The organism is Polaromonas sp. (assembly GCF_030689685.1).
GTDB lineage: Bacteria > Pseudomonadota > Gammaproteobacteria > Burkholderiales > Burkholderiaceae_C > Polaromonas.
This window is the reverse complement of record NZ_JAUYEY010000052.1, coordinates 30,878-51,548: the sequence shown is the minus strand read 5'-3', so window position 1 is coordinate 51,548 and position 20,671 is coordinate 30,878. Positions and strand designations below refer to the sequence as shown.

General features: G+C 59.5%; 16 protein-coding genes and 1 pseudogene. 8 read left to right on the top strand and 9 right to left on the bottom strand.

Features of this window, described 5'->3' with window-relative positions; all coding sequences use genetic code 11:
• Window positions 1-285: 285 nt before the first annotated feature.
• Together Q8O29_RS13145 and ompR are read right to left on the bottom strand one after the other, a co-directional pair.
• Entirely contained in the window at window positions 286-1,662 is a 1,377-nt protein-coding gene (locus Q8O29_RS13145; RefSeq protein ID WP_305563483.1) for a sensor histidine kinase, read from the bottom strand.
• An 83-nt stretch (window positions 1,663-1,745) separates the two neighbouring features.
• A complete protein-coding gene (gene ompR, locus Q8O29_RS13140; protein WP_305563481.1) occupies window positions 1,746-2,483 on the bottom strand; it encodes a two-component system response regulator OmpR in 738 nt (245 codons plus the stop codon).
• Window positions 2,484-2,772: 289 nt separating this feature from the next.
• Between ompR and Q8O29_RS13135 the strand changes: the two genes are divergently transcribed.
• The 3 genes from Q8O29_RS13135 (at window position 2,773) to Q8O29_RS13125 (ending at window position 5,390) form a co-directional block, all read left to right on the top strand.
• On the top strand, window positions 2,773-3,453 hold the full coding sequence (locus Q8O29_RS13135; protein WP_371134235.1) for an SIMPL domain-containing protein: 681 nt from the start codon (window positions 2,773-2,775) through the stop codon (window positions 3,451-3,453).
• A 94-nt stretch (window positions 3,454-3,547) separates the two neighbouring features.
• The gene (locus tag Q8O29_RS13130) at window positions 3,548-4,519 is read left to right on the top strand and encodes a diacylglycerol kinase family protein (RefSeq protein WP_305563533.1); all 972 of its coding nucleotides are present in this window, start codon (window positions 3,548-3,550) and stop codon (window positions 4,517-4,519) included.
• Between the two features lie 55 nt (window positions 4,520-4,574).
• Window positions 4,575-5,390 carry a metallophosphoesterase gene (locus Q8O29_RS13125; RefSeq protein WP_305563480.1) on the top strand — a complete coding sequence of 272 codons (816 nt, stop codon included), beginning with the start codon at window positions 4,575-4,577 and terminating at the stop codon, window positions 5,388-5,390.
• 7 nt (window positions 5,391-5,397) lie between these two features.
• On the opposite strand, the gene Q8O29_RS13120 is transcribed toward Q8O29_RS13125, so the two are convergent.
• Complete coding sequence (locus Q8O29_RS13120) at window positions 5,398-5,850, bottom strand: multidrug/biocide efflux PACE transporter (RefSeq protein WP_305563478.1); 453 nt, start codon at window positions 5,848-5,850, stop codon at window positions 5,398-5,400.
• Window positions 5,851-6,008: 158 nt separating this feature from the next.
• On the opposite strand from Q8O29_RS13120, the gene Q8O29_RS13115 reads away from it, so the two are divergent.
• Together Q8O29_RS13115 and Q8O29_RS13110 are read left to right on the top strand one after the other, a co-directional pair.
• Window positions 6,009-6,863 carry an N-formylglutamate amidohydrolase gene (locus Q8O29_RS13115; RefSeq protein WP_305563476.1) on the top strand — a complete coding sequence of 285 codons (855 nt, stop codon included), beginning with the start codon at window positions 6,009-6,011 and terminating at the stop codon, window positions 6,861-6,863.
• A gap of 3 nt (window positions 6,864-6,866) precedes the next feature.
• Window positions 6,867-7,988 carry an NAD(P)/FAD-dependent oxidoreductase gene (locus Q8O29_RS13110; protein WP_305563474.1) on the top strand — a complete coding sequence of 374 codons (1,122 nt, stop codon included), beginning with the start codon at window positions 6,867-6,869 and terminating at the stop codon, window positions 7,986-7,988.
• 90 nt (window positions 7,989-8,078) lie between these two features.
• Here Q8O29_RS13110 and Q8O29_RS13105 read toward each other — a convergent pair whose 3' ends face one another.
• The 5 genes from Q8O29_RS13105 to Q8O29_RS13085 form a co-directional block, all read right to left on the bottom strand.
• Window positions 8,079-8,345 carry a type II toxin-antitoxin system RelE/ParE family toxin gene (locus tag Q8O29_RS13105; RefSeq protein ID WP_371134238.1) on the bottom strand — a complete coding sequence of 89 codons (267 nt, stop codon included), beginning with the start codon at window positions 8,343-8,345 and terminating at the stop codon, window positions 8,079-8,081.
• 5 nt (window positions 8,346-8,350) lie between these two features.
• Window positions 8,351-8,824, bottom strand: coding sequence for a hypothetical protein (locus tag Q8O29_RS13100; RefSeq protein ID WP_305563470.1), 474 nt, complete (start codon window positions 8,822-8,824; stop codon window positions 8,351-8,353).
• 516 nt (window positions 8,825-9,340) lie between these two features.
• A complete protein-coding gene (locus tag Q8O29_RS13095) occupies window positions 9,341-9,802 on the bottom strand; it encodes a hypothetical protein (protein WP_305563468.1) in 462 nt (153 codons plus the stop codon).
• 83 nt (window positions 9,803-9,885) lie between these two features.
• Entirely contained in the window at window positions 9,886-10,242 is a 357-nt protein-coding gene (locus Q8O29_RS13090) for an H-NS histone family protein (RefSeq protein WP_305563466.1), read from the bottom strand.
• Between the two features lie 186 nt (window positions 10,243-10,428).
• On the bottom strand, window positions 10,429-12,642 hold the full coding sequence (locus Q8O29_RS13085; RefSeq protein WP_305563464.1) for a hypothetical protein: 2,214 nt from the start codon (window positions 12,640-12,642) through the stop codon (window positions 10,429-10,431).
• A 112-nt stretch (window positions 12,643-12,754) separates the two neighbouring features.
• On the opposite strand from Q8O29_RS13085, the gene Q8O29_RS13080 reads away from it, so the two are divergent.
• Window positions 12,755-13,177: a hypothetical protein gene (locus Q8O29_RS13080; RefSeq protein ID WP_305563462.1), complete on the top strand. Its 423-nt coding sequence runs from the start codon at window positions 12,755-12,757 to the stop codon at window positions 13,175-13,177.
• The gene (gene cas1, locus Q8O29_RS13075) at window positions 13,155-16,661 is read left to right on the top strand and encodes a CRISPR-associated endonuclease Cas1 (protein WP_305563460.1); all 3,507 of its coding nucleotides are present in this window, start codon (window positions 13,155-13,157) and stop codon (window positions 16,659-16,661) included. The genes Q8O29_RS13080 and cas1 overlap by 23 nt, the downstream gene beginning before the upstream one ends.
• 101 nt (window positions 16,662-16,762) lie before the next feature.
• On the opposite strand, the gene Q8O29_RS13070 is transcribed toward cas1, so the two are convergent.
• Complete coding sequence (locus Q8O29_RS13070) at window positions 16,763-18,838, bottom strand: NADPH-dependent 2,4-dienoyl-CoA reductase (protein ID WP_305563458.1); 2,076 nt, start codon at window positions 18,836-18,838, stop codon at window positions 16,763-16,765.
• Window positions 18,839-19,235: 397 nt separating this feature from the next.
• On the opposite strand from Q8O29_RS13070, the pseudogene Q8O29_RS13065 reads away from it, so the two are divergent.
• A pseudogene (locus tag Q8O29_RS13065) lies at window positions 19,236-20,646 on the top strand (IS701 family transposase).
• Window positions 20,647-20,671: the final 25 nt, after the last annotated feature.

The following is a 20,671-nucleotide window of genomic DNA, read 5'->3' as shown; positions in this document are numbered from 1 at the left end:
CTCGCCCTTTCTGGGTATGGGCTGGAGGCCGATTTCATCATGAATCAGGCGCTGCGCCGGACTGCCGGCCCTCACCCCAACCCTCTCCCAGAGGGAGAGGGGGCAAGATAGAGTGGGCTGTGCCTCCTCACCAGCCGGGGCCGCAGGCGCAGCGGCCCCCTCGGGGCTGGTGCCTGCGGCTCCGAACCTGCTTGAGCAGGTTTGGACAGGCAACAGAAGCGAAGCCTCTGGCGAGCGGCGGCGTGCAAGGTGCACGCAGCTACACGCAGTGAGCGACCGTGGGGGTCAACCTCGCCGGAGTTTGATATGCGCCGCCAGCCCGCCCGAGCCGGTGTTCGCCAGCGCAAACACGCCGCCCATGCGGTGCAGGGTTTTCTCGACAATTGCCAGACCCAGGCCGGCGCCGGTGGCGGCGGTACGGGCGGCGTCCCCGCGAAAAAACGGTTTGGTCAGGTTGTTCAGCGCATGCGGCGCCACCCCGGTGCCGTGGTCGCGCACCTTGATCAGCACCCACTGGTCGCGTTCTTTGGCGGCGATGTCCACCATCGCGATGCCGGTTTCCGGTGTTTTGCCGTAGCGCCTGGCGTTTTCCAGCAGGTTGGCGATCACGCGCGACAACTCCACCTCGTCGGCCAGCACCGTGATGGGACCGGACAAGGTGACGCTGACGCGCATGTCGGTGTATTCGGCCACCGCATACACCGCCGCATCAATGATGGCGTTGAGCGAGAGCGGCGTCAGTTGCGGCGGATCGGGCCGGGCGTAGTCCAGAAACTTGTCGATGATGGCGTCGAGCTGGGAGATGTCGGCCGCCATGTGGGCGCGCGCCTCGGGGTCTGCCACGCTCATTTCTGTTTCCAGGCGCAGGCGTGCCAGCGGCGTGCGCAAGTCGTGTGAAATACCGGCCAGCATGATGACCCGGTCTTCCTCGATCTTGGAGAGCTGCTCGGCCATGCGGTTGAAGCCAATGTTGACCTCGCGGATCTCGCTGGTCGCCACTTGCTCGTCGAGCAGGCTGGCATCAAAGTCGCCATCACGCATGCGGCTTGCCGCAAACGACAGTTGCTTGAGTGGCCGGTTGATCAGCCGTGCGATCAGCGCCGCGCCGACCAGCGACAAAATGGCCGCTGTGACAAGCCAGATCAGCCAGGTGCCACCCTGCATGGGGCCCAGGCGAGAAGGGTCGGTCAGCAGCCAGTAGGAGTCGCCGTCGATGGTAAAGCCGACCCAAAGGCCTGCCACGCCATTAACGGATTTGGCCACCACCGTGCCAGGGCCCATGCGGGTGGTGAGTTCATCGCCGATACGCTCGCCGAAAGGGTCGTTGACAAACAGCTCGTATTTGTCGCGGGGCTCGCGCGGCGAGATACGCACGCCTTCTTCGTCCGCCAGGGTTTTGATCAGCCAGACACGCGTGATGGAGTCCGAGTATTTAAGCGCCGCGCGGCTCAGGTTGACCAGCGAGGCGAGTTGCTGTGCACTTTGTACGGCGCGTGGCTCGAACTCCAGCGCCCGGAAAGTCTGCAGCCAGGCCACGATGCAGCCGATCAGCAGCAGCGCCAGAAAGAAAAAAGTGCGCCAGAACAAGCTCAGGCCGACGCGTGGGCGCATCTCCAGGGGGGCCGGGGCAGTTTCCAGAATCGCGGGACTGGTGCCTTGCATGGGAATGGAGGGGAAGTCTGGCAGGAGACGCGGCGTCAGCGAAGCTGAAGGAGCCGTGGACGGGTGGTCAGGGCGCGGGCCTGTCAGTTGGTGCCGTCCGGCACAAACACATAACCAATGCCCCAGACCGTCTGGATATAACGCGGCACGGCGGCATCGGTTTCGATCAGCTTGCGCAGGCGCGAGACCTGCACGTCCAGGCTGCGGTCGAAAGGTTCGAACTCGCGGCCGCGCGCCAGCTGGGCCAGCTTTTCGCGAGACAGGGGCTGGCGCGGATGGCGCACCAGGGTTTTCAGCATGGCGAATTCACCGGTGGTCAGCGGCAGTTCTTCGCCATTTTTCTGCAGCGTGCGCAAGCCCATGTCGAAAACAAAGGCCCCGAAGCTGACGACCTCCTGCTCGCTCGACGGCGCGCCAGGCACCTCGATGGCCGGACGGCGGCGCAGCACGGCGTGGATGCGCGCCAGCAGTTCGCGCGGATTGAAGGGCTTGGACAGGTAATCGTCGGCACCGACTTCCAGGCCAACGATGCGGTCCACGTCTTCCCCCTTGGCGGTCAGCATGATGATGGGGGTGCGGTCATTGGCAGCGCGCAGGCGCCGGCAGATTGACAGGCCGTCTTCGCCGGGCATCATCAGGTCCAGCACGATCAGGTCCACGGCGTCCCGCATCATGATGCGGTTCAGGGCCTTGCTGTCTTCCGCCAAAATCACTTCAAAGCCTTCTTGCGTCAAGTAGCGGCGCAGCAGGTCGCGGATGCGGACATCGTCGTCAAGAATCAGGATCTTGTCAGCGCGGGGAGTGTTGCTTGCTTGTGTCATGGTGTCATCGTAATTTGTAACAGAGCCATTTTGTCGGTTAAAAACGTCGAATCTTCAAATTCCCGCCACTTTGACACACTGTTACAGAACTTTCGACTGCAATCATGCCCGACAACAGGCAGATAGGGACGCCAGAGCATGAATGCACTGCAGGATGACTGCAGATAGAGGCCGATGCTGACAAAGGCGTCGGAAAATGCCGGTTATCGTCCCGCTTCCGCTCCGGGCTCCTGCCTGCAGGGCGTCTATTCAACTTTGAAAGAATACATTGAAAAATAACAAGCAAATCATGGCCGCCTGTCTTCTGGCGATGGGCAACACGGGCCTCTGGGCCCAGGCCATCCAGCCGCCGCTGCAGAACGTGGCTCAGCTCTCGGCCAGCGGTTCCGTCGAGGTGCAGCAGGACCTGCTGTCTATCATGATGAGCACTTCGCGCGACGGCAGCGACGCCGCCACCGTCCAGAACCAATTGAAGGCAGCACTCGATGCCGCGCTGCTTGAAGCCAAAAAGTCAGCCCAACCCGGGCTGATGGACGTGCGCACCGGCAACTTCAGCCTCTACCCGCGTTACAACAAGGACGGCAAGATCAGCGGCTGGCAGGGCCGGACCGAGCTGGTGCTCGAAGGCAAGGACTTCCAGCGCATCACGTCCACGGCCGGAAAAATCCAGACCCTGACACTGGGCAATGTCGGCTTTGCGCTGAGCCGTGAGCAGCGCGCGCAGGTGGAAGGCCAGGCCCAGGCGCAGGCGATTGAAAGCTTCAAGGCCAAAGCCACCGAGGTTTCGCGCAGTTTTGGTTTCAGCAGCTTCACCCTGCGTGAAGTCGCGATCAATGCCAACGACCAGGGGCCGATCCGTCCGCGCATGATGGCGATGGAAGCCAAGGCCGCCGACTCGTCGCCAATCCCGGTTGAAGCCGGCAAAAGCATGGTGCTGGTCAATGTCTCCGGCTCGGTGCAGATGAAATAGGCGCCTGCGTCCAAGCATTGCGACGCGCGGCACCGCAGGACGGAAAGGGCTGTTGGCTGACAGACCCGGCGGCCTGCGGCGCTATGCTTTGGGCATGTCCCTGCCTGATGCCTCCCCCGACAACGCCGCACGCTGCGGCCCTTTTTTTGTTGTTCTTAATGCGGGCTCCGGCCGGCACAACAGCGACGAGCAGCAGGCGCTGATCGCCAGGGTGTTTGCGGAGGGCGGGCGCGAGTTCGAATTTTTGCTGATCGACGATCCGGCGCGCATCAACGCGGTGGCACGCCGCGCCGTCGAGCTTGCGCAGTCACGCCAGGGCGTGGTGGTGGCGGCCGGCGGCGACGGCACCATCAATGCGGTGGCCAGTGTGGTGCTGCCCAGCGGCTGCCCCTTTGGCGTCTTGCCCCAGGGAACCTTCAACTATTTCGGCCGGGTGCACGGGATTCCGCAGGACACGGCCGCCGCCACGCGTGCCCTGCTGGGCGCCAGCATGGAAGCTGTGCAGGCTGGCCAGGTCAATGGCCGGCTGTTCCTGGTCAACGCCAGCCTGGGCCTGTACCCGCAGTTGCTGGAGGACAGGGAGGCCTGGAAGGCTCAACTCGGACGCAGCCGTCTGGTAGCTTTCCTATCCGGCATCGCCACCGTGCTGCAAAGCCGCAAGCAATTGCACCTGCAGATCGAATCCGGCGGAAAGGCCGTGGCCCTGCGCACGCCCACGCTGTTTGTCGGTAACAACCATTTGCAACTTTCGCGGGTCGGTATTGACGCGGAGCAAACCCAGGCGGTGGAGCAAGGCCAACTGGCCGCCATCGTGGTGCGGCCCATTGGCACGCTGGCCTTGTTCGGCTTGCTGATGCGCGGTTTGCTGGGGCAGCTCGGGGAGGCCGAGAACATCGACAGCTTTTCTTTCCGCCGCCTGACCGTCACGCCACGCGGCCTCAAGCGCATCAAGGTGGCGACCGATGGCGAGATCGCCTGGATGCGCCCGCCCCTGGTGTTCGAGATCGCAGCCCAGCCTTTGCTACTGCTGGTGCCCGCGCCGGCAGACCGGGTGGAGGTGGCATGAGCCGCCAGGCCGTTCCCAAGGCGAATACCGCAGCGCGCAGCGCGGAGGTTTTCTGATGAGCGTTTTGCTGCAGATTTCCGACCCGCATTTCGGGACAGTACAGCCGACCGTGGCCGAGGCCCTGGTGCAACTCGCGCATGCCGCGCAGCCCGACCTGCTGGTGTTGTCGGGCGACATCACGCAGCGCGCGCGGCCCGAACAGTTTGATGCTGCGCGGGCGTTTTGCGACCGGTTAGCCATACCGGCCATGCTGTCGCTGCCGGGTAACCATGACATCCCCTTGTTCAATCTCTGGCAGCGCGCCGTCAGCCCGTATGCGGCCTACCTGCGCGCCTTCGGCCCGTTGATCGAGACCGGCCTGCAGACGTCAGCCATGCGCGTGATCGGTGTCAAGACCACGCGGCGCTGGCGGCATAAAAACGGCGAGGTGTCCGCCGCCCAGGTGGAGCGCGTGGCGGCCGAGTTGCAGCAAGCCGGGCCCGCCCAGTTGCGCGTGGTGGTGGTGCACCAGCCGGTGATGGTGCTGCGCGCCGAAGACGAACATGACCGCCTGCGCGGCTGGGAGCCGGCAGTGCGCGCGTGGGCCGCTGCCGGGGCCGACATCGTGATGGGCGGCCACATCCACCTGCCCTATGTTTGCGAGATGTCGTCCCGGCTTGCGGGTCTGGACCGGCGCATCTGGTGTGTGCAGGCCGGCACGGCGCTGTCATCGCGGGTGCGGCAAGAGGCGCCCAACTCGGTCAACCTGTTGCGCCATGAACCGGGCCAGCCCTCATGCTGGGTCGAGCGCTGGGACCATGCGGCCGTCAGCGGGCGTTTTGAACTCGCGCACTCCAGCGAGCTGATGCTGGACCGCAGCCCGGCCGGCTGAACCCGCTTCAGGCGGCGGCCAGCGCTTTCTTGCGCACAGACCTGGCCACAACGATGGCGCGCAGGTGGTCGTAGCTCCAATTGAAGGCAAAGGTGTAGGGCAGGAAAAACAGCACGATGCCAATGTCCAGCACAAAGGCTTCCCACAGTCCGATGTCCAGCCACCAGGCGGCTAGCGGCACCACGACCAGGAGCAGGCCAAGCTCGAAAATCACCGAATGAACGGCGCGCGCCGCCAGGGTGCGCCGGAAACCCATGCGGCGCTGGGCGCCGTCAAACACGGCGTTGAACACCATGTTCCAGAGCATGGCGATCAACGAAATCATCAGGGTCAGCAGGCCCATGTGGGCCAGCGAATAACCGAGTAGCCAGGCGCCCAGGGGCGCGCAAATGGCAATGGCGAGCACCTCGAAACCGAGGGCGTGAAAAAAGCGTTCTTTGACGGACTTCTGGAGGCTCATGACTGAATGGGGGTGTTGGAAATGTCGATGGTTGTATTTTTATCGTAATTTCCAATACATTAAATTTGATAATCATCTTAAAAATAGATAGATACCATGCGCCACTCTCCCGAAGCCCTGACTGCCTTTGCCGAGGCTGCGGGGGCACAATCAAAGTTATGACTTCATCTGTTCGTTACCTGCCCGGCGCTACGGCGCTGGTGCTTGACTCCCCGCACAGTGGCACGGCCTATCCCAAGGACTTTGCCTACGCCTGTGATCTGCCGGTTCTGCGGCGCGCCGAAGACACCCATGTCGACAAGCTCTACGACTTTGCGCCGGCGCTGGGCGTGGGCTGGGTCGAGGCGTTTTTTCCGCGCAGCTACCTGGACGCCAACCGCGACACCACTGAAGTCGATGTCAGCTTGCTTGATGAAGACTGGCCCGGCCCCGTCTCCAGCGACGAGAAGGTGCTTGGCAAGGTGCGCCTGGGCAAGGGCTTGATCTGGCGCACCACGGATGACGGCCTTTCGATCTACCAGCGCAAGCTCGGCGTGGCCGAGGTGCAGGCGCGTATCGCCAACTGCTGGCAGCCCTACCACGCGGCGGTGGCGCAAGCCATTGCCGACGCGCATGCGCGGCACGGCTACAGCATTCACATCAACTGCCACTCGATGCCGGCCATCGCCTCCAGCAACGCCACGGATTTTCCGGGTGAGGCGCATGCCGACTTCGTGGTCGGCGACCGCGATGGTTCCACCGCCGCCGCGCCGCTGTCGCGCCTGGTCTGTGAGCACCTGCGCGGCCTGGGCTACAGCGTCGCCTACAACCACCCGTACAAGGGTGTGGAACTGGTGCGCCGCTACGGCGCGCCGCAGCAGCAGCGCCACAGCATCCAGCTTGAGATCAACCGCAAGCTTTATATGAGCGAGGAGACGCTGGAAATAAACGACGGTTTTGCGCCTTTGAAAAGCAGTCTGCAGTCGCTGGTGCAACTGCTGTTGGCGACCGATCCGCGCAGCCTGCGCACCTGAGCCGTGGACCAGGTCGATTGCGTCGATTGCGTCGTTATTGGCGCCGGAGTGGTCGGCCTGGCGGTGGCGCGCGCGTTGGCGCTGCAGGGCCGGGAGGTGATGGTGCTGGAGGCTGCCAACGCCATCGGCACCGGCACCAGCTCGCGCAACAGCGAGGTCATTCACGCCGGTATCTATTACGCGCAGGGTTCGCTGAAGGCGCGGCTTTGTGTACAGGGCAAACAAATGCTCTACGACTACTGCGCCGAACGCGGCATCGGCCACCAGCGCTGCGGCAAGCTGATCGTCGCTACCAGCGATGCGCAGGCCGCTGAGTTGCCCGGCATCATCGCCAAGGCTGCCGCCAATGGCGTCAACGACCTGGTGCTACTCACACAAGCACAGGCGCAGGCGATGGAACCGCAACTGGCCTGCGTGGCCGCCGTTTACTCGCCCAGCACCGGCATCGTCGACAGCCACGCGCTGATATTGTCGCTGCAGGGCGACCTTGAGAACGCAGGCGGTGTTGTGGTATTGAATTCGACCCTGGCCCATGCCAGTTGTGCGCGGGCAGCTATTACTTTGATAGCAAAAGATGGCACCGAGCTGCAAGCCAAGACTGTCGTCAATGCGGCCGGGCTGCTGGCACCGGCACTCGCCGCGCGTTTCGCCGGGCTGAATGCGTCTTTTGTGCCGCCGGCTTTTTACGCCAAGGGCAACTACTTCACCCTGTCCGGCCGCTCGCCCTTCAGCCGCTTGATTTACCCAGTGCCCGAACCAGCTTCGCACCTGGCCGGCCTGGGTGTGCACCTGACCCTTGACCTCGGTGGTCAGGCCAAATTTGGCCCCGACGTGCAGTGGGTCGATTCCCCCGACGACCTGCGGGTCGATGCAGCGCGCGGCGACGCATTTTATGCCGAAGTTCGCAAGTACTGGCCGGGCCTGGCCGACGGCGCATTGGCGCCAGGTTATGCCGGCATACGGCCCAAGATCCAGCCACCCGGTGCGCCGGCCAGCGACTTTGTGATCCAGGGACAGCAAACGCATGGCATCCGCGGGCTGGTCAACCTGTTCGGCATCGAATCGCCAGGCCTGACCAGTTCACTGGCGGTGGCGCAATGCGTCAGTGAGATGCTGCAAAAATAAGGGCCCGTTCGGGCCCTAAGCACTGGCTTGCGGGCAAAATATTAAGCTGCGAGTTAAGAAAGCGCTGAAAACGCCCTCATGCATAGTCGCTCACGGCCACTGTTGTGCGCCATGCAGCAGACGCAGAAGCTCAATGCGTTTACTTTTGAGGCGGTACACCACAATGAACGGCGTGCGGCTGATGACCAGCTCACGGGTGCCTTGCTTGCGCCCTGGGCGTCCCATTTGGGGGTGTTGCAGAAGGGTGTCAACCTGTTCAGCAATCCGGTCACCCTGGGTGATAGCGGCTAGCGGATTGTCCTGCGCGATGTAGTCGAGCTGGGCGTCGCGGTCGTTGATGGCTCGCTTCAACCACACCAGCGTCAAGCGGCGCTCCCTGCGCGCCTGACCAACTCAGCCCGTTTTTGTTTCCAGCTGGCTTTGGCGTCAGCCGCCGACACCCACTGCACATCCGGTGCGTCTGCGTCCTTGATCGCTAGTTCCACTTGCCCACGAAACCACTTGTCGTGTCCGGCCGCCTCATGTGCCTGACGCAGCCGCTCGGAGGCATCTACGCGAGACTTGCCCACTAAAAGCGTCGCCTTGGAGTGGTTGGTGGCATCCAGAAGGTCAAAGCGGGCAATGTGCAGCTCGTCCTTGAGGTAGGCCACGGCGCGGTCCAGGCTGCGCCAGGTGCGCGGTTTGTCACTGCGCTGCGCCCCAAGAGGCCGCTCTTGCGAGCCCATCTTCAAGACCACGGACCAGCCGCCAGGCTGGCCAATGATGGATGCGCTGCGGATCGCAGAGGCCTCGACCAAGCGTCTGGCCATCGAAGTGTCTATGGTGGGGGTGTTCATAGCGTTTGATTAGTCAAAGTTTTAATAGATTGTGAATATTCTTTATAAGAAACGCAATGCTTTCTAGTGAAATATTCTTGGTGATGCAAGAACAAAGGCCCTTGAAGGGCCTTTGTTCTCAGTCGGGTCACGCTTTTGGCGGACGGATTGCGGCCACAGCCCGTCAAAACACCATTTCCAGGCTCAAAACCCTGTGCGCAATCGACAAAGTGGCATGAGATCACCCTGAACTCAGGTCACCGGCGTTGGCTGGCGGGCAATGCGTACGTCGATTTTCGACAACTGGCCTGAATGACGGTTTTGCCGGGTATAAAACCGCTTTGTTTTCAACGACTTGCAAGCGTGTCGAATGCGGGAGGCAGAAGGCTGTCGAATCCGGGGTTTTCGACACCATTCCAATCATTCAGCAGTGCCTTGAAATATAAAGAGTTTCAGGCAATAGTTGAATTTTGACAAAACAAAATCACCAATAAAATCAACGGTTTACATAATCTTGATCGTAAATGCAATGTAAACTTACGACTGCCCACCAATGGCGGGATGCGGATTGCCTTGGGTGGAATTTTCCAAGGAGAAGGTTTGTTTGCCGATGATCTCATCCACCTTGTCCAATGGCAAACCCACACTGATCAATTGCTGCCGCAATTCAGTAATCCGGCGATCAAAAGCCAATCTTGCCTGTGTGATTCCATCAATGATGAACTGCGCATTGAAGTCATCAGCTAAATCATAGAACTGGACATTCGACACGCACTTATCGAACCAAGAAAACCTGATGGCAATTTCTTGAAGTGCAATCGTTCCGTGAGCTTGGCGAACACCACGTTCGCTCAAGTACACGGTTCCCTGAATATTGTTGAAGCGGTGTTTGTTGAGAACTTTCCGGATATCACCGTAACCATTATTCCAACTATTGTTGTGGTAGTTGACTTTCAGCAATTCAGTGTCAAGGTCAAAAACAATAAGGCAGCGAGCCATGATTTTTTCTTTCAGGCTGTTTATGTATATATGTAGATTATATAATACACATCACTCAATGTAATGCCAGCAGTAAGTAGGCGTTATTGCTTATTTGAAATTAAATAATCTTGTTTGCTGTGACCAGCAGATAAATAGGTTATTAGCCATGCTGGGGCTTTGCCGCGACCGGACCAGGTTTTTCCCGTAGAAGGGTCTGCATATTTCGGCGCTATGGCCACGCCCTTGTCAATCCTTGCGCGTTTCACGCTGGGCGTGGGTTTTTTTGCAGCAAATCCCAAATCGGTTGCAGAAAGTTGGTACGTTTTAATAAGCTCTTTCGCTGATGCAATAGCTTGTACACGTTCGACATTTTGCTGCTGAGTTAGTTTTTCGCGTAACTCATTGACCTTGGCTTCAGCTTGATTGATTTGTTGTTGCAGCTCAATGGTGGTAGGCATAAATTAATAATTTCCGATGTAATATTTTTCAGAAAATAAGATGTACGAAAGTGTATTGCTAATCTAATTTGTATGCAAGTAGATAAGTGCGAAATAAGTGCTAAAAATTTTTCTTGAATATTAAATTCTTCTATTTTCTAGAGGTTGGAGGGCAAACACTTTATGTTCAATCCACATTCTTTTTTATCATTTGTTTCCGAAGCCAGCCAGTGAGTACATGGCTTCATCCCAATCCAGTTCATTGAGCGGAAGATGAGGAAGCCACACTTCAACTTGTGCGCCCATGTTGCTGCGTGCGGTGACTGAAATAAACGGATGTATCGGTGTGCCGGGCCTTTGTTTTTTATTGCCAGTGGGTGTGCTGCGAGTACCACGTAATATCTGCTGTAGCTTGCGAATATCTTTGTCCTGGTTGATTTTCTTTGCCCAATCACGAACCTTCAAGGCTAGCGAATCGACTCGACTCGGCAAGGAGACATCCAGCGCCGCTTTGATTCGTTCAATCCCACGAAGTTTGGCCCATACTTCCCGCAGTTCGCTGAGGTTGATGCGCGTTTGCTTCAGCTCGCGGCAGGCCCACAGCACAACATAAAGAAACTTGAGCGGATCTGAATCGGCACCTTTTTCGGTGGTCGACATTCTTCGGCTTGTTCGTAGCTTGAGCGTGATTTGCTCTCGCACCACGCCAAGCCGCACATGCGGAGGTTTGGCCTCATAAGGTTTTAGGTTGCCAATGACGCCAATCTGAAGGCGCTCAAACGATTGCGTCAACTGTTCTGGCAAGGACAAAATCCACTGTTTGAAGGCCGGGTGCAGAAAGAAGTAATCTTTGTTAACCGAGCTGGCGTCTTCATTTCCATGCACTTCGTCAAATGCAAAGCGCTGTAGATAGTAATGGCGATGTCTGTGCGGTAAAGGCTCTGCAATACCGACAAGACCATGCTGGACAAAAAATTTGATCATCCTGGGGCCGTCCTGGCCGAACTTTGCGGCCAGTTCGCCCATTGTTTTCCGGTCTATGACTTCTTTGGGCAGCGACGCGGCGAAGCGTCCGTGCTGTGCATCGATCCACCCTAAAAATGAATGGGTGATTGCGTAGGCGATGTCGCTGCTGGCTTTGGTGTTGACGGCGTCTCTTACGGTTTCGAAACTTCGCACGCCAAGGATTGCGTAAATGGCTCCGCCTATGCCGATCACCTCCCGTGGTACGAACCGGGTGTGCCGCAAGATGGAGTCAAACACGTCTTCGGTGTAGCGCCCACCATCGTGCGCGTCCCGGTTGTCATGTGTCACATCACTGAAGCCACACAGCGCGTATACGGGCTTTTGCCCTTCTTGCAGCGGAAGCGTCAATTGTGAAGCGTCGGCTTGTTTAATCCTGTCGTTAAGCATGGCCTCCAGGTCGTCACGGCTGTAGGCGAGCGGCATCACAAGTCCCATCGCAAGCGCTATGTCAGGGTGGTCCTGGCCGGAGCCGAAGGCCTCGCTGCGTACCGACGCATAGATATTGAGCACATGGCTCCAGATACTACTCTTGGAAAATTTCCACACCGCCAAAAGAAGGCCTTGCTGGACGTTTCTCCACAGGTTGGGTGGGTTGAGCTCAACGAGTTCATCAGGTGCGTCCAGATACATCACAATCCGGGTCTTGTCGCGGCTCGCAATGCTTGCGGTGATCGCAATCGCCCAATCGCTGTTGCCGTGGTAGAGGCCTTGCTTTAACTGGTCCATCCCAAGCGTGTAGTCATCGACCGGCATGCGTTCAAGTATGCGACCCATGAACCATGTCAGCATGACGCTGGGTTGCCCACCTGCTGCGGTACCGGAGTTATTTAGCTTTTGAATTTGGTCCAACGACTCAAGACTGCCGAACCAGTCTGCGTACCCGCGTAGCGTGGCCGAACGTGATTCGGTTATCCAGACCAAAAGACCCAAGACAGATAACTGCCAAATATAAATCCAGGCCGATGCAGCTTCCCGTCCTTGCAGCCACCGTGGAACGACGACGTGCAGGCTGCTCAGAGCATCAAACAAAATGCGTTGGCGTCCGCCTTGGGGATAAAAAATGGTGTGGGTTGCAGTGCTGCTGCTTCTGTGGTTCCGGCTGCGGGCCGCGAGCAGATGAGTTTTGCCAAAGCCCTTTCGGGCTTTGAGCACGCAAACGCCGCGCTCCTCCCAATCCGTTGCCGAACCGTCAAGCCCGCAGAACGCCCGTATGGCGGCGCCCCCGTGCGGAGTCAATTGTGCAAGCTCATGCTCAGATACCAAGGCCGCATCAACGTTGAATGGATTCTCTATACCCATGGTTGTCCCCCGGCTCTGATTGTGCAGATATTCGGTGATTGCTGCCACCTGTTTTTGCAGTGGTGGGCGGCACCATGACAGCACCCTTTTGGCCATGTGAGAGCACCAAATCTGTGAAACGCAGCCGTTGTGGAGCGCTAGGGTTTGATGGTGCAATTCTTTTAGTTCCAAGTAGTTAATTGCTAGCAATTTTTAAGGAGCAAACACCATGGCACATTGTTTTATGACCGGTGTCCAATTTCAATTGGAAGAAGGCTTCGTCCTTAACCGACGGGCGGCGCATGACTTGCTCAATACGCTCAAAAATCGAGTCGCCAGCCTACAGCACATCATTGATCAGCTTTCACCGCTGGATTTTGAAGAAAAAAGGGGGGCTACCCACTGGCGGGTGCCTGATTTCGCCCCCAAAAAACATCGTCTTGTGTGCAAGGCAATGGCTGACGGGCTCATGCTTGGCTTCCAGGAAATCGAGTTGTTTCTCAGTTGGCCGGATTACTATTTGTATAGTCGCCAGCGCCTTGAGGCGATGCGCGGCAGGCCAAACGCTGTGGTAGCAAGCCCTGCTGGTCTGGATGCCACGCCTACGATGCCAGATGTTGGCGAGAATCATGAGAAAAAATTCCAACCGTGAGCGCCCACGGCCTCTTCTGATACTCGGCCGCGTGCAGAACGCGGCCGACCTCGCATTGCGCCGCATTCTGCACGCCAGGCAGCGTGATCAGGCGCTGGTCATAGTGGACTATCAAGGCAATCTCGCATCGTTATTGATGGAAAAAAACAAGGGTAATCTGCACAAGGGGTCGATGCTTTGGTGCGACCTTGCCAACCGGCGACGGCCCACGGCATTGTTTCGCTTCAAGCGTTCGACGGGTATGAAACCCGCCTTGCGCGGTTTTCTTGAAAGTTCCGTCAACCTGGTGGTGGCACCTGTTTCGGGGGCGACCATCGACACCGTTGTCGAGATGGCGTATCGCCTGGCGGACCAGGGCAGTGTTGGACTGGCAGCTTTGGTTCGCAGCCTTAGACGCCCAGAGACATCGCACCTGCTACGCCGCAATCAAACCATGGCCGAAGAAATTGATCGCCTTGTCGAATTACTGGAGTGGGCCTTGCGTTTCCCGGCCGTCTGGGCGCTGTCAGAAGGCAACAATTGCAGCGACTTGAGCCACGCGCTGACGCACGGTGCAACCGTCTGGATTGAGTTGCCTGGTTCTCATTTTGAGCGGCTGGAGCATCAAATCGTCTCGTGGATGGTTGATGCGATGCTTATAGATGCGCTGCTTTCCGCTAACAGTGACAAACCACAGGGCGAAGCGATGCGGCATTCGCCCATTCTTCTGTATGGTTTCCCGACGGCCTGCCCCCTGTCGCTGGCGACTGGTGAGGTGGATGCGAAACAGGTCGGGCTGTTCGCATTTTCCGCCGCGCAGCCGCTGCCTGCCGCTGCGCGAAGCTGGCTTGCAGCCGACGCCGATTGCTGGGTAGCCGGCCCCATCGGTGACTTGCCGGACGATACCAAGACGGCGTGGCTTGACGAAACTGAGCGCAAGCGCATTCGGGACTTGAAACCCGGGCAAGTCTGGGTGCGCTCCGGCGCCAGTCATAAAGCCGTCACAGCGCTTGTGCGGCCCCGTGAAACCAATGACTCTTTGGCTCAGGGCTTTCGTCGGCAGGCGCTAAAGCAACTGCGTTTGACGCCGGTAAAACAGTTCTCGTCTGCCCTCGCGGCTAACGAGTCACAGGCTCCGAAAAATACCGACCTGTACCGCAAGCTATGCATGAAGGAAACGCTCTACGCCGGCTGGTTTCGAGTCAAGGCACACAAACGTCACTCTCAGGGTTGTGACCAGATCACCATTGAGCAGTTCGGGGTTACGCTGGATGTCGAACTCCAGCAACTGGCGCTGGAGCTGGATCAAGGACGCTACCGCAGCCGCCCCTTGCGAACCGCACGCCTGCCCAAGCCTGACGGCGACTTTCGGGTCATAAAAATCGCTTGCGTTCGTGACCGCGTGGTGCAGGCCGCTTGCCTGCAGCTCATCGAGCCGCTGTTTGAGGCGCGATTCAGCCCGTTCAGCTTTGCTTACCGGCCCGGTCGTGGTGCCCATCACGCCGTTGCAATGGCGCGCTCTGCAATCAGTGCGGGAAAGCGGTGGGCGGTGACGGCGGACATCCGTAAATGCTTCGACAGCATTGACCATGACATCCTTCTGAGATTGGTGGGTGACGTGGTTGGTGATCGCGACCTGATTCAATTGATCCGGCAATGGCTGTTGGCAGATGTCATTGACTTCATGGACATTCTTCCTTCCGAGTTGGGTATCTCTCAAGGCGATTCGATTTCGCCGCTCTTGGCCAATATTTATCTCGACCAATTGGACAAGGAGTTTGAGCAAGCAGCGATAACGTTTGTACGGTATGCCGACGACTATGTCGTGCTCTGCAACTCCGAGGCAGAGGCGCAGGCTGCGCTGCGCATGATGACTGAATTCCTCCAGGATGTCCTGCGGCTGGCCCTCAAACCGGCCAAGACTCACTACTGCCCTGTTGAAGAGGGCATTGTGTTTCTTGGCTTTGAGATTGGATTGACGGACGTTTGCATACCGCCACAAAAGATGGCGGGGACCATCCAGGCTGTCAGCAAGATTGTTGAAGAAATTGCCTCTCTCAAGTCAACGTCGATGGGGCAATACCAGGCCATCATGGGCATGAATTCGCGGGTTCGAGGTTTTCGAAATTATTTTCTGATCGACAACGCGCCAGGCATTCTGACCCAGCTACAGGAGCTGGATGCCGCTGTCGATGTCCTGGTTGGCGAGCGGTTTGCAGTTGATTCCAGCATTGCCACAGCGTGGGCGTCGCGCGAAAAATTTCTGCCTGATATGGCTGATGCTGCTGCGCGTCAATTCCGAACCGCTGCAGAAGTCGCTGTCTTGACGGGTGCTTACCCGATAGAGCGTACGTCGCGTGTTGTCGTCGAGTTCACTTCAGCTCAGACGGGGCAGACTTCGGGCCAGCCAGACGCCGCGCCCTTGGCCCTTGCATCATTGCCCGGTTCAAACGGCGAGAACGCCGATCAGGCAAGTGACCCGGATGTCCTGGTCATCGACGGGAGATTGCACGTGATGACGAGCGGTTGTTTCGTCACGGTCAATGGCGATGACCTGGTGGTGCGACGGCGCAAGAACGAGATCTTTCGCCTGGCGATTTCCGAGCTGACGATGGCCTACCTTGAGGGTAAGGGGATTGGCCTTTCTGCCGACCTGACGATGCGTCTGTGCGACAACGGTATTCCGCTGGTCTTTAACCCCTTGGTGGGTATACCTGCGGCGATTGCCCAACCGGTCCAGGGCACTCGCTCGAATCTGAGGAGGTTGCAGGTCTTGCGCAGGAACGACCCGGACATTCTTAAAGTGGGGCTGAGCATGCTTGCCGCCAAAGTTGCTAACCAGGCTTCCGTATTGAAGTATTTCGCCCGCTATCGCAAACGCACCGATGACGCGATGTATAAAAAACTGACAGGATGCGCCGACGATATTCGCGGCATCGCCGATACGCTTGATGGCCTTGATCCAGCTACCCTGGCCGCACGCGCCTCTGGCATGGGGCACGAAGGCCGTGCTGCGGCAAAGTATTGGTCTTCGTTTGCTGCCCTCATTCCTGCTGCGTTGTCGTTTCCCGGGCGCCACACACGCCATGCGACAGATGCCGTTAACAGCTCGGTCAACTATATCTACGGCATGCTGTACGGTGAAGTCTGGCGAGCTGTCATACGTGCCGGCCTGGACCCTTACTTCGGAATCATTCACGGTACAGAGCGGGATCAGGGGAGCCTTGTTTTCGACCTGATCGAAGAGTATCGAGCGCCATTCGGTGATCGGGTGGTACTGGGCATGCTGGGCAGAGGCTTCGCCATCGAGCTTGATAAGGAGGGGCGTTTACGCGCCGCTTCGCGCCATAAGCTGGTTCAGGTTTTTCACAAGCAATGGCATCGTGCGGTGCGTTGGCGTGACAAGATGCGCGCACCGTTCGACATCCTTGAATTGCAGGTAACGAGTCTGAAGAATGCTTATCTTGGAAACGATGAATACCGTCCGTTCAGATTTCGGTGGTAGCCGGTTCGGGTACTTCGCGAACCTGATGTCGCCCGCTGTCACGGCGAGGGCACACTGCCGAGCTTGTGCGTGCTTGAGCAACTGCTAAATGGGTAGCATCTTCAAAGCGTCGCCGCCAGCCGCGTCCCCTGGTCGATCGCGCGTTTGGCGTCCAGCTCGGACGCTTCGTCGGCGCCGCCTATCAATGTGGTTTTGACGCCGGCCGCGCGCAGTGGCGCCAGCAGTTCGCGCAAAGGTTCCTGGCCGGCGCAGAGCACGATGTTGTCCACGCTGAGCACGGTGCCGCCCAGGCGCTTCTCGCCGAAGGTGATGAACAGGCCGAGACCGCCTGCGCCGTTGTCACCTATGCGTTCGTAATTGACGCCCGAGAACATTTCCACGTTTTTCATCTTGAGGGCCGCGCGGTGTATCCAGCCGGTGGTTTTACCCAGGCCCTTGCCCAGCTTGCCGGGTTTGCGCTGTAGCAACGTGACCTGCCGCGCGGGAGCGGTGGGCGCGGGCCGCACCACGCCACCTCGCACTTCGCCGGGGTCGGCCACGCCCCATTCGGCCAGCCAGGCGGGCAAGTCCAGAGTGGTGGAATGGTTCGCCGGTGTGACGAGGAATTCAGCGATGTCGAAACCGATGCCGCCCGCGCCAATCAGCGCCACTCGCTGGCCCACCGGCGCGCGGCCCAGCAACACGTCGATGTAGCTGAGCACCTTGGGATGTTCCTGGCCGGGGATGCGCGGGTTGCGCGGCGTGACGCCGGTGGCGAGGAAAATCTCGTCGAACTTCTGCGCAATCAGCGCTGCAGCATCCATGCGTGTACCCAGGTGCAGGCGCACGCCGGTGGATGTGATGCGCTGGCCGAAGTAACGCAGGGTTTCCTCAAACTCCTCCTTGCCGGGCACGCGTTTGGCCAGGTTGAACTGCCCGCCTATCTTGTCTGCAGCGTCGTACAGGTCCACGCTGTGGCCGCGTTGGGCCAGCGTGGTGGCCGCCGCCAGGCCGGCCGGTCCTGCGCCTATGACGGCAATGCGTTTTTTAGCCGGCGTCATGCGGATGACCAGTTCCAGTTCGTGTCCTGCGCGCGGGTTCACCAGGCAACTGGCAATCTTCGCCTGGAAGGCGTGGTCCAGACAGGCCTGGTTGCAGGCGATGCAGGTGTTGATCTCTTTGCTGCGGCCCTGTGCCGCTTTGTTGACGAACTCGGGGTCGGCCAGAAAAGGCCGCGCCATGCTGACCATGTCGGCGCTGCCATCGGCCAGCACCTGTTCGGCGACTTCGGGCGTGTTGATCCGGTTGCTGGTGACCAGCGGAATCGTGAGGCCAGCCGCGCGCAATTCGTCACGCAGTTTTTTTGTAACCCAGGTGAAGGCGCCGCGTGGCACCGAGGTGGCAATCGTCGGCACGCGCGCCTCGTGCCAGCCGATGCCGCTGTTGATGATCGTCGCGCCGGCAGCTTGCACCGCCTTGGCCAGCAACACCACTTCGTCCCAACTGCTGCCGCCAGGGATCAGGTCAATCACGGACAGGCGGTAGATGATGATGAAGTCGGGGCCGACGGCCTCGCGCGTGCGGCGCACAAGCTCGACCGCCAGCCGCATGCGGTTGGCATAACTGCCGCCCCAGTCGTCGCTGCGCTGGTTGGTGTGCGTGACCAGGAACTGGTTGATCAAATAACCTTCGCTGCCCATGATCTCGACGCCGTCGTAACCGGCCTCACGCGCCAGCAGCGCGCAGCGGACGAAGGCGCGAATCTGCCGCTCAATCCCGCCGGCGCTGAGTTCGCGCGGCGTGAAGGGTGAGATCGGGCTCTGAATGCGCGAGGGCGCCACACACAGCGGGTGGTAGCCGTAACGCCCGGTATGCAGGATCTGCAGCGCAATCTTGCCGCCTTCGGCATGCACGGCCTCGGTGACTTGTTTGTGGCGGCGCGCCGCGCCCGAACTGGCCAGCATGCCGGCAAACGGTTTGGTCCAGCCGGCGATGTTGGGCGCGAAACCGCCGGTCACCATCAGGCCGGCACCGCCGCGTGCGCGCTCGGCAAAGTAGGCGGCCATCGCCGGAAAATGTTTGCGCCCGTCTTCCAGCCCGGTGTGCATGCTGCCCATCAGTACGCGGTTTTTCAGCGTGGTGAAGCCGAGGTTCAGGGGGGCGAGGAGGTGGGGGAAAGGCGATGTGTTGTGGGGCATGTTGTTCTTCTCGAAGGCAAATCCGACAGCATGGTAGTCGCAAGCGCGCTCGTGTTGTAGAGGTTTGCCTGCAAGCCGGGTCTCGCCCCGGCGGGCGAGGCACTTTTCTTTGCGACGCAAAAGAAAAGTGAGTTGCTGCCGGGCAACCCCCGGCTTCCTGGCGCAGCGCTAGGAGCCTGTCGGGCTTGGGGCGTCGAGAGCGAAAATCGGCCCCGGCGAGGACAGTTTTTGCCGGGTTTGCAGCCTCATAGCCGTAGCTATGGGGCAAAAAGCCGGTGAAAAATGGACCGCTGCGGCCGCTTTGCAGCCGACGTTCCTTCTGCCGCCCAGGCTTCTAGTCTTACTGTGTCATAGAATCAGTATACTATTGCCATCAGAAATCCTAGCTGGAGGCATGATGGACATCTCCAAAGAGTTCAGTCAGTACATTGCTCATTTGTCCCAAGGACTCGGTCATGCTGACCGACACGCGGGACTCAGTGGGTATTGCACTGGCCTGATGCTGCCCTTGTCACGCAAAAGCGTAGAGCCCATGGCCGCGCGCATTGATCCCCTGCACGCCAGCGCACGGCACCAAGCGCTGCATCATTTTGTTGCCAAGTCCGACTGGTCGGACCGGGCCGTGCTGGCCGGCGTGCGCGATTGGGTCATGCCGACGCTGGGGCTCGATAGCGGCTGCTACTGGATCATCGACGACACGGGCTTTCCCAAGAAGGGTAAACACTCTGTGGGCGTGGCCCGCCAGTATTGCGGTCAACTGGGCAAGCAAGACAATTGCCAGGTGGCCGTCAGCCTGTCATTGGCAAGCGCGCAAGGCAGCATCCCAATAGCCTACCAGCTCTACCTTCCCAAAGACTGGGCCGCTGATCCGGTGCGGCGCAAGGCAGGCGGGATTCCCGAGACACAAGCGTTCGCCACCAAGCCCGAGATCGCCCAGGCCCAGATGCGCCAGGCAGTCGCTGCGGGCGTCCCCATGGGCGTGGTGCTGGCAGACGCGGGTTATGGCGATGAAACCGCCTTTCGCGATGGCATCACGGAGTTGGGGCTACTCTACGCGGTCGGCATCCGCCCCGGCCACCACGGTGTGGGCGCCGGGGACTGCGCCGCTGCCGCCCAAAGCCTGGGTTGGGCGCGGCGCAAAACCTACACGGCTGCGCCGGGAGCCCGGCAATAAGCCGGTGGCAGTGAAGGCACTGGCCATGGCCTTGCCAGCGCAAGCCTGGCGCACCGTCACTTGGCGCGAGGGCAGCAATAGCGAGCTGTCTTCGCGTTTCGCCGGGGTGCGGGTTCGTCCTGCGCATCGGGACTATCAAGGCACGCAGATGCGAGGCGAAGAGTGGCTGCTGATCGAGTGGCCCGATGGCGAGGCCGAGCCAACAAAGTACTTCCTGACCACCGCGCCAAGTGGGGCCACCCTGGAGCAAATGGTGTTCGTTGCCAAGATGCGCTGGCGCATCGAGCGCGACTACCAAGACTTGAAGCAAGAGTTCGGGCTGGGCCACTATGAGGGAAGGGGCTGGCGCGGGTTTCACCATCACGCCACGCTGAGCATCGCGGCCTACGGGTTCCTGATGGCCGAGCGACTCAGAGCTGGCACAGCTGTCAGCAGTAAAAAAAACTTCGCCCAACGCCAAGTGCCTGCCGTTCCCGAAGATTACATCCCTCGGGGAAGTCCAGCGCACGCAGCGTCACGTAGCGGACTCGATCACGACGCTGCGCCTGCACTTGAGCGCCGCACTCGCAAGCGCTCTGGGGCACTGCCCTCATTGCAAGTGGGTAAGTTGAAAATTAAATTTATGACGCAGTAATACTAGCAACAAGCCGGATGCAAAA

What these genes read in the sequence shown, in the direction of transcription:
- Q8O29_RS13145 (WP_305563483.1), bottom strand. Translation starts at nt 1,662, where the DNA reads ATGCAAGGCACCAGTCCCGCGATTCTGGAAACTGCCCCGGCCCCCCTG.
- ompR (WP_305563481.1), bottom strand. Translation starts at nt 2,483, where the DNA reads ATGACACAAGCAAGCAACACTCCCCGCGCTGACAAGATCCTGATTCTT.
- Q8O29_RS13135 (WP_371134235.1), top strand. Translation starts at nt 2,773, where the DNA reads ATGGCCGCCTGTCTTCTGGCGATGGGCAACACGGGCCTCTGGGCCCAG.
- Q8O29_RS13130 (WP_305563533.1), top strand. Translation starts at nt 3,548, where the DNA reads ATGTCCCTGCCTGATGCCTCCCCCGACAACGCCGCACGCTGCGGCCCT.
- Q8O29_RS13125 (WP_305563480.1), top strand. Translation starts at nt 4,575, where the DNA reads ATGAGCGTTTTGCTGCAGATTTCCGACCCGCATTTCGGGACAGTACAG.
- Q8O29_RS13120 (WP_305563478.1), bottom strand. Translation starts at nt 5,850, where the DNA reads ATGAGCCTCCAGAAGTCCGTCAAAGAACGCTTTTTTCACGCCCTCGGT.
- Q8O29_RS13115 (WP_305563476.1), top strand. Translation starts at nt 6,009, where the DNA reads ATGACTTCATCTGTTCGTTACCTGCCCGGCGCTACGGCGCTGGTGCTT.
- Q8O29_RS13100 (WP_305563470.1), bottom strand. Translation starts at nt 8,824, where the DNA reads ATGAACACCCCCACCATAGACACTTCGATGGCCAGACGCTTGGTCGAG.
- Q8O29_RS13095 (WP_305563468.1), bottom strand. Translation starts at nt 9,802, where the DNA reads ATGGCTCGCTGCCTTATTGTTTTTGACCTTGACACTGAATTGCTGAAA.
- Q8O29_RS13090 (WP_305563466.1), bottom strand. Translation starts at nt 10,242, where the DNA reads ATGCCTACCACCATTGAGCTGCAACAACAAATCAATCAAGCTGAAGCC.
- Q8O29_RS13085 (WP_305563464.1), bottom strand. Translation starts at nt 12,642, where the DNA reads ATGGCCAAAAGGGTGCTGTCATGGTGCCGCCCACCACTGCAAAAACAG.
- Q8O29_RS13080 (WP_305563462.1), top strand. Translation starts at nt 12,755, where the DNA reads ATGGCACATTGTTTTATGACCGGTGTCCAATTTCAATTGGAAGAAGGC.
- cas1 (WP_305563460.1), top strand. Translation starts at nt 13,155, where the DNA reads ATGAGAAAAAATTCCAACCGTGAGCGCCCACGGCCTCTTCTGATACTC.
- Q8O29_RS13070 (WP_305563458.1), bottom strand. Translation starts at nt 18,838, where the DNA reads ATGCCCCACAACACATCGCCTTTCCCCCACCTCCTCGCCCCCCTGAAC.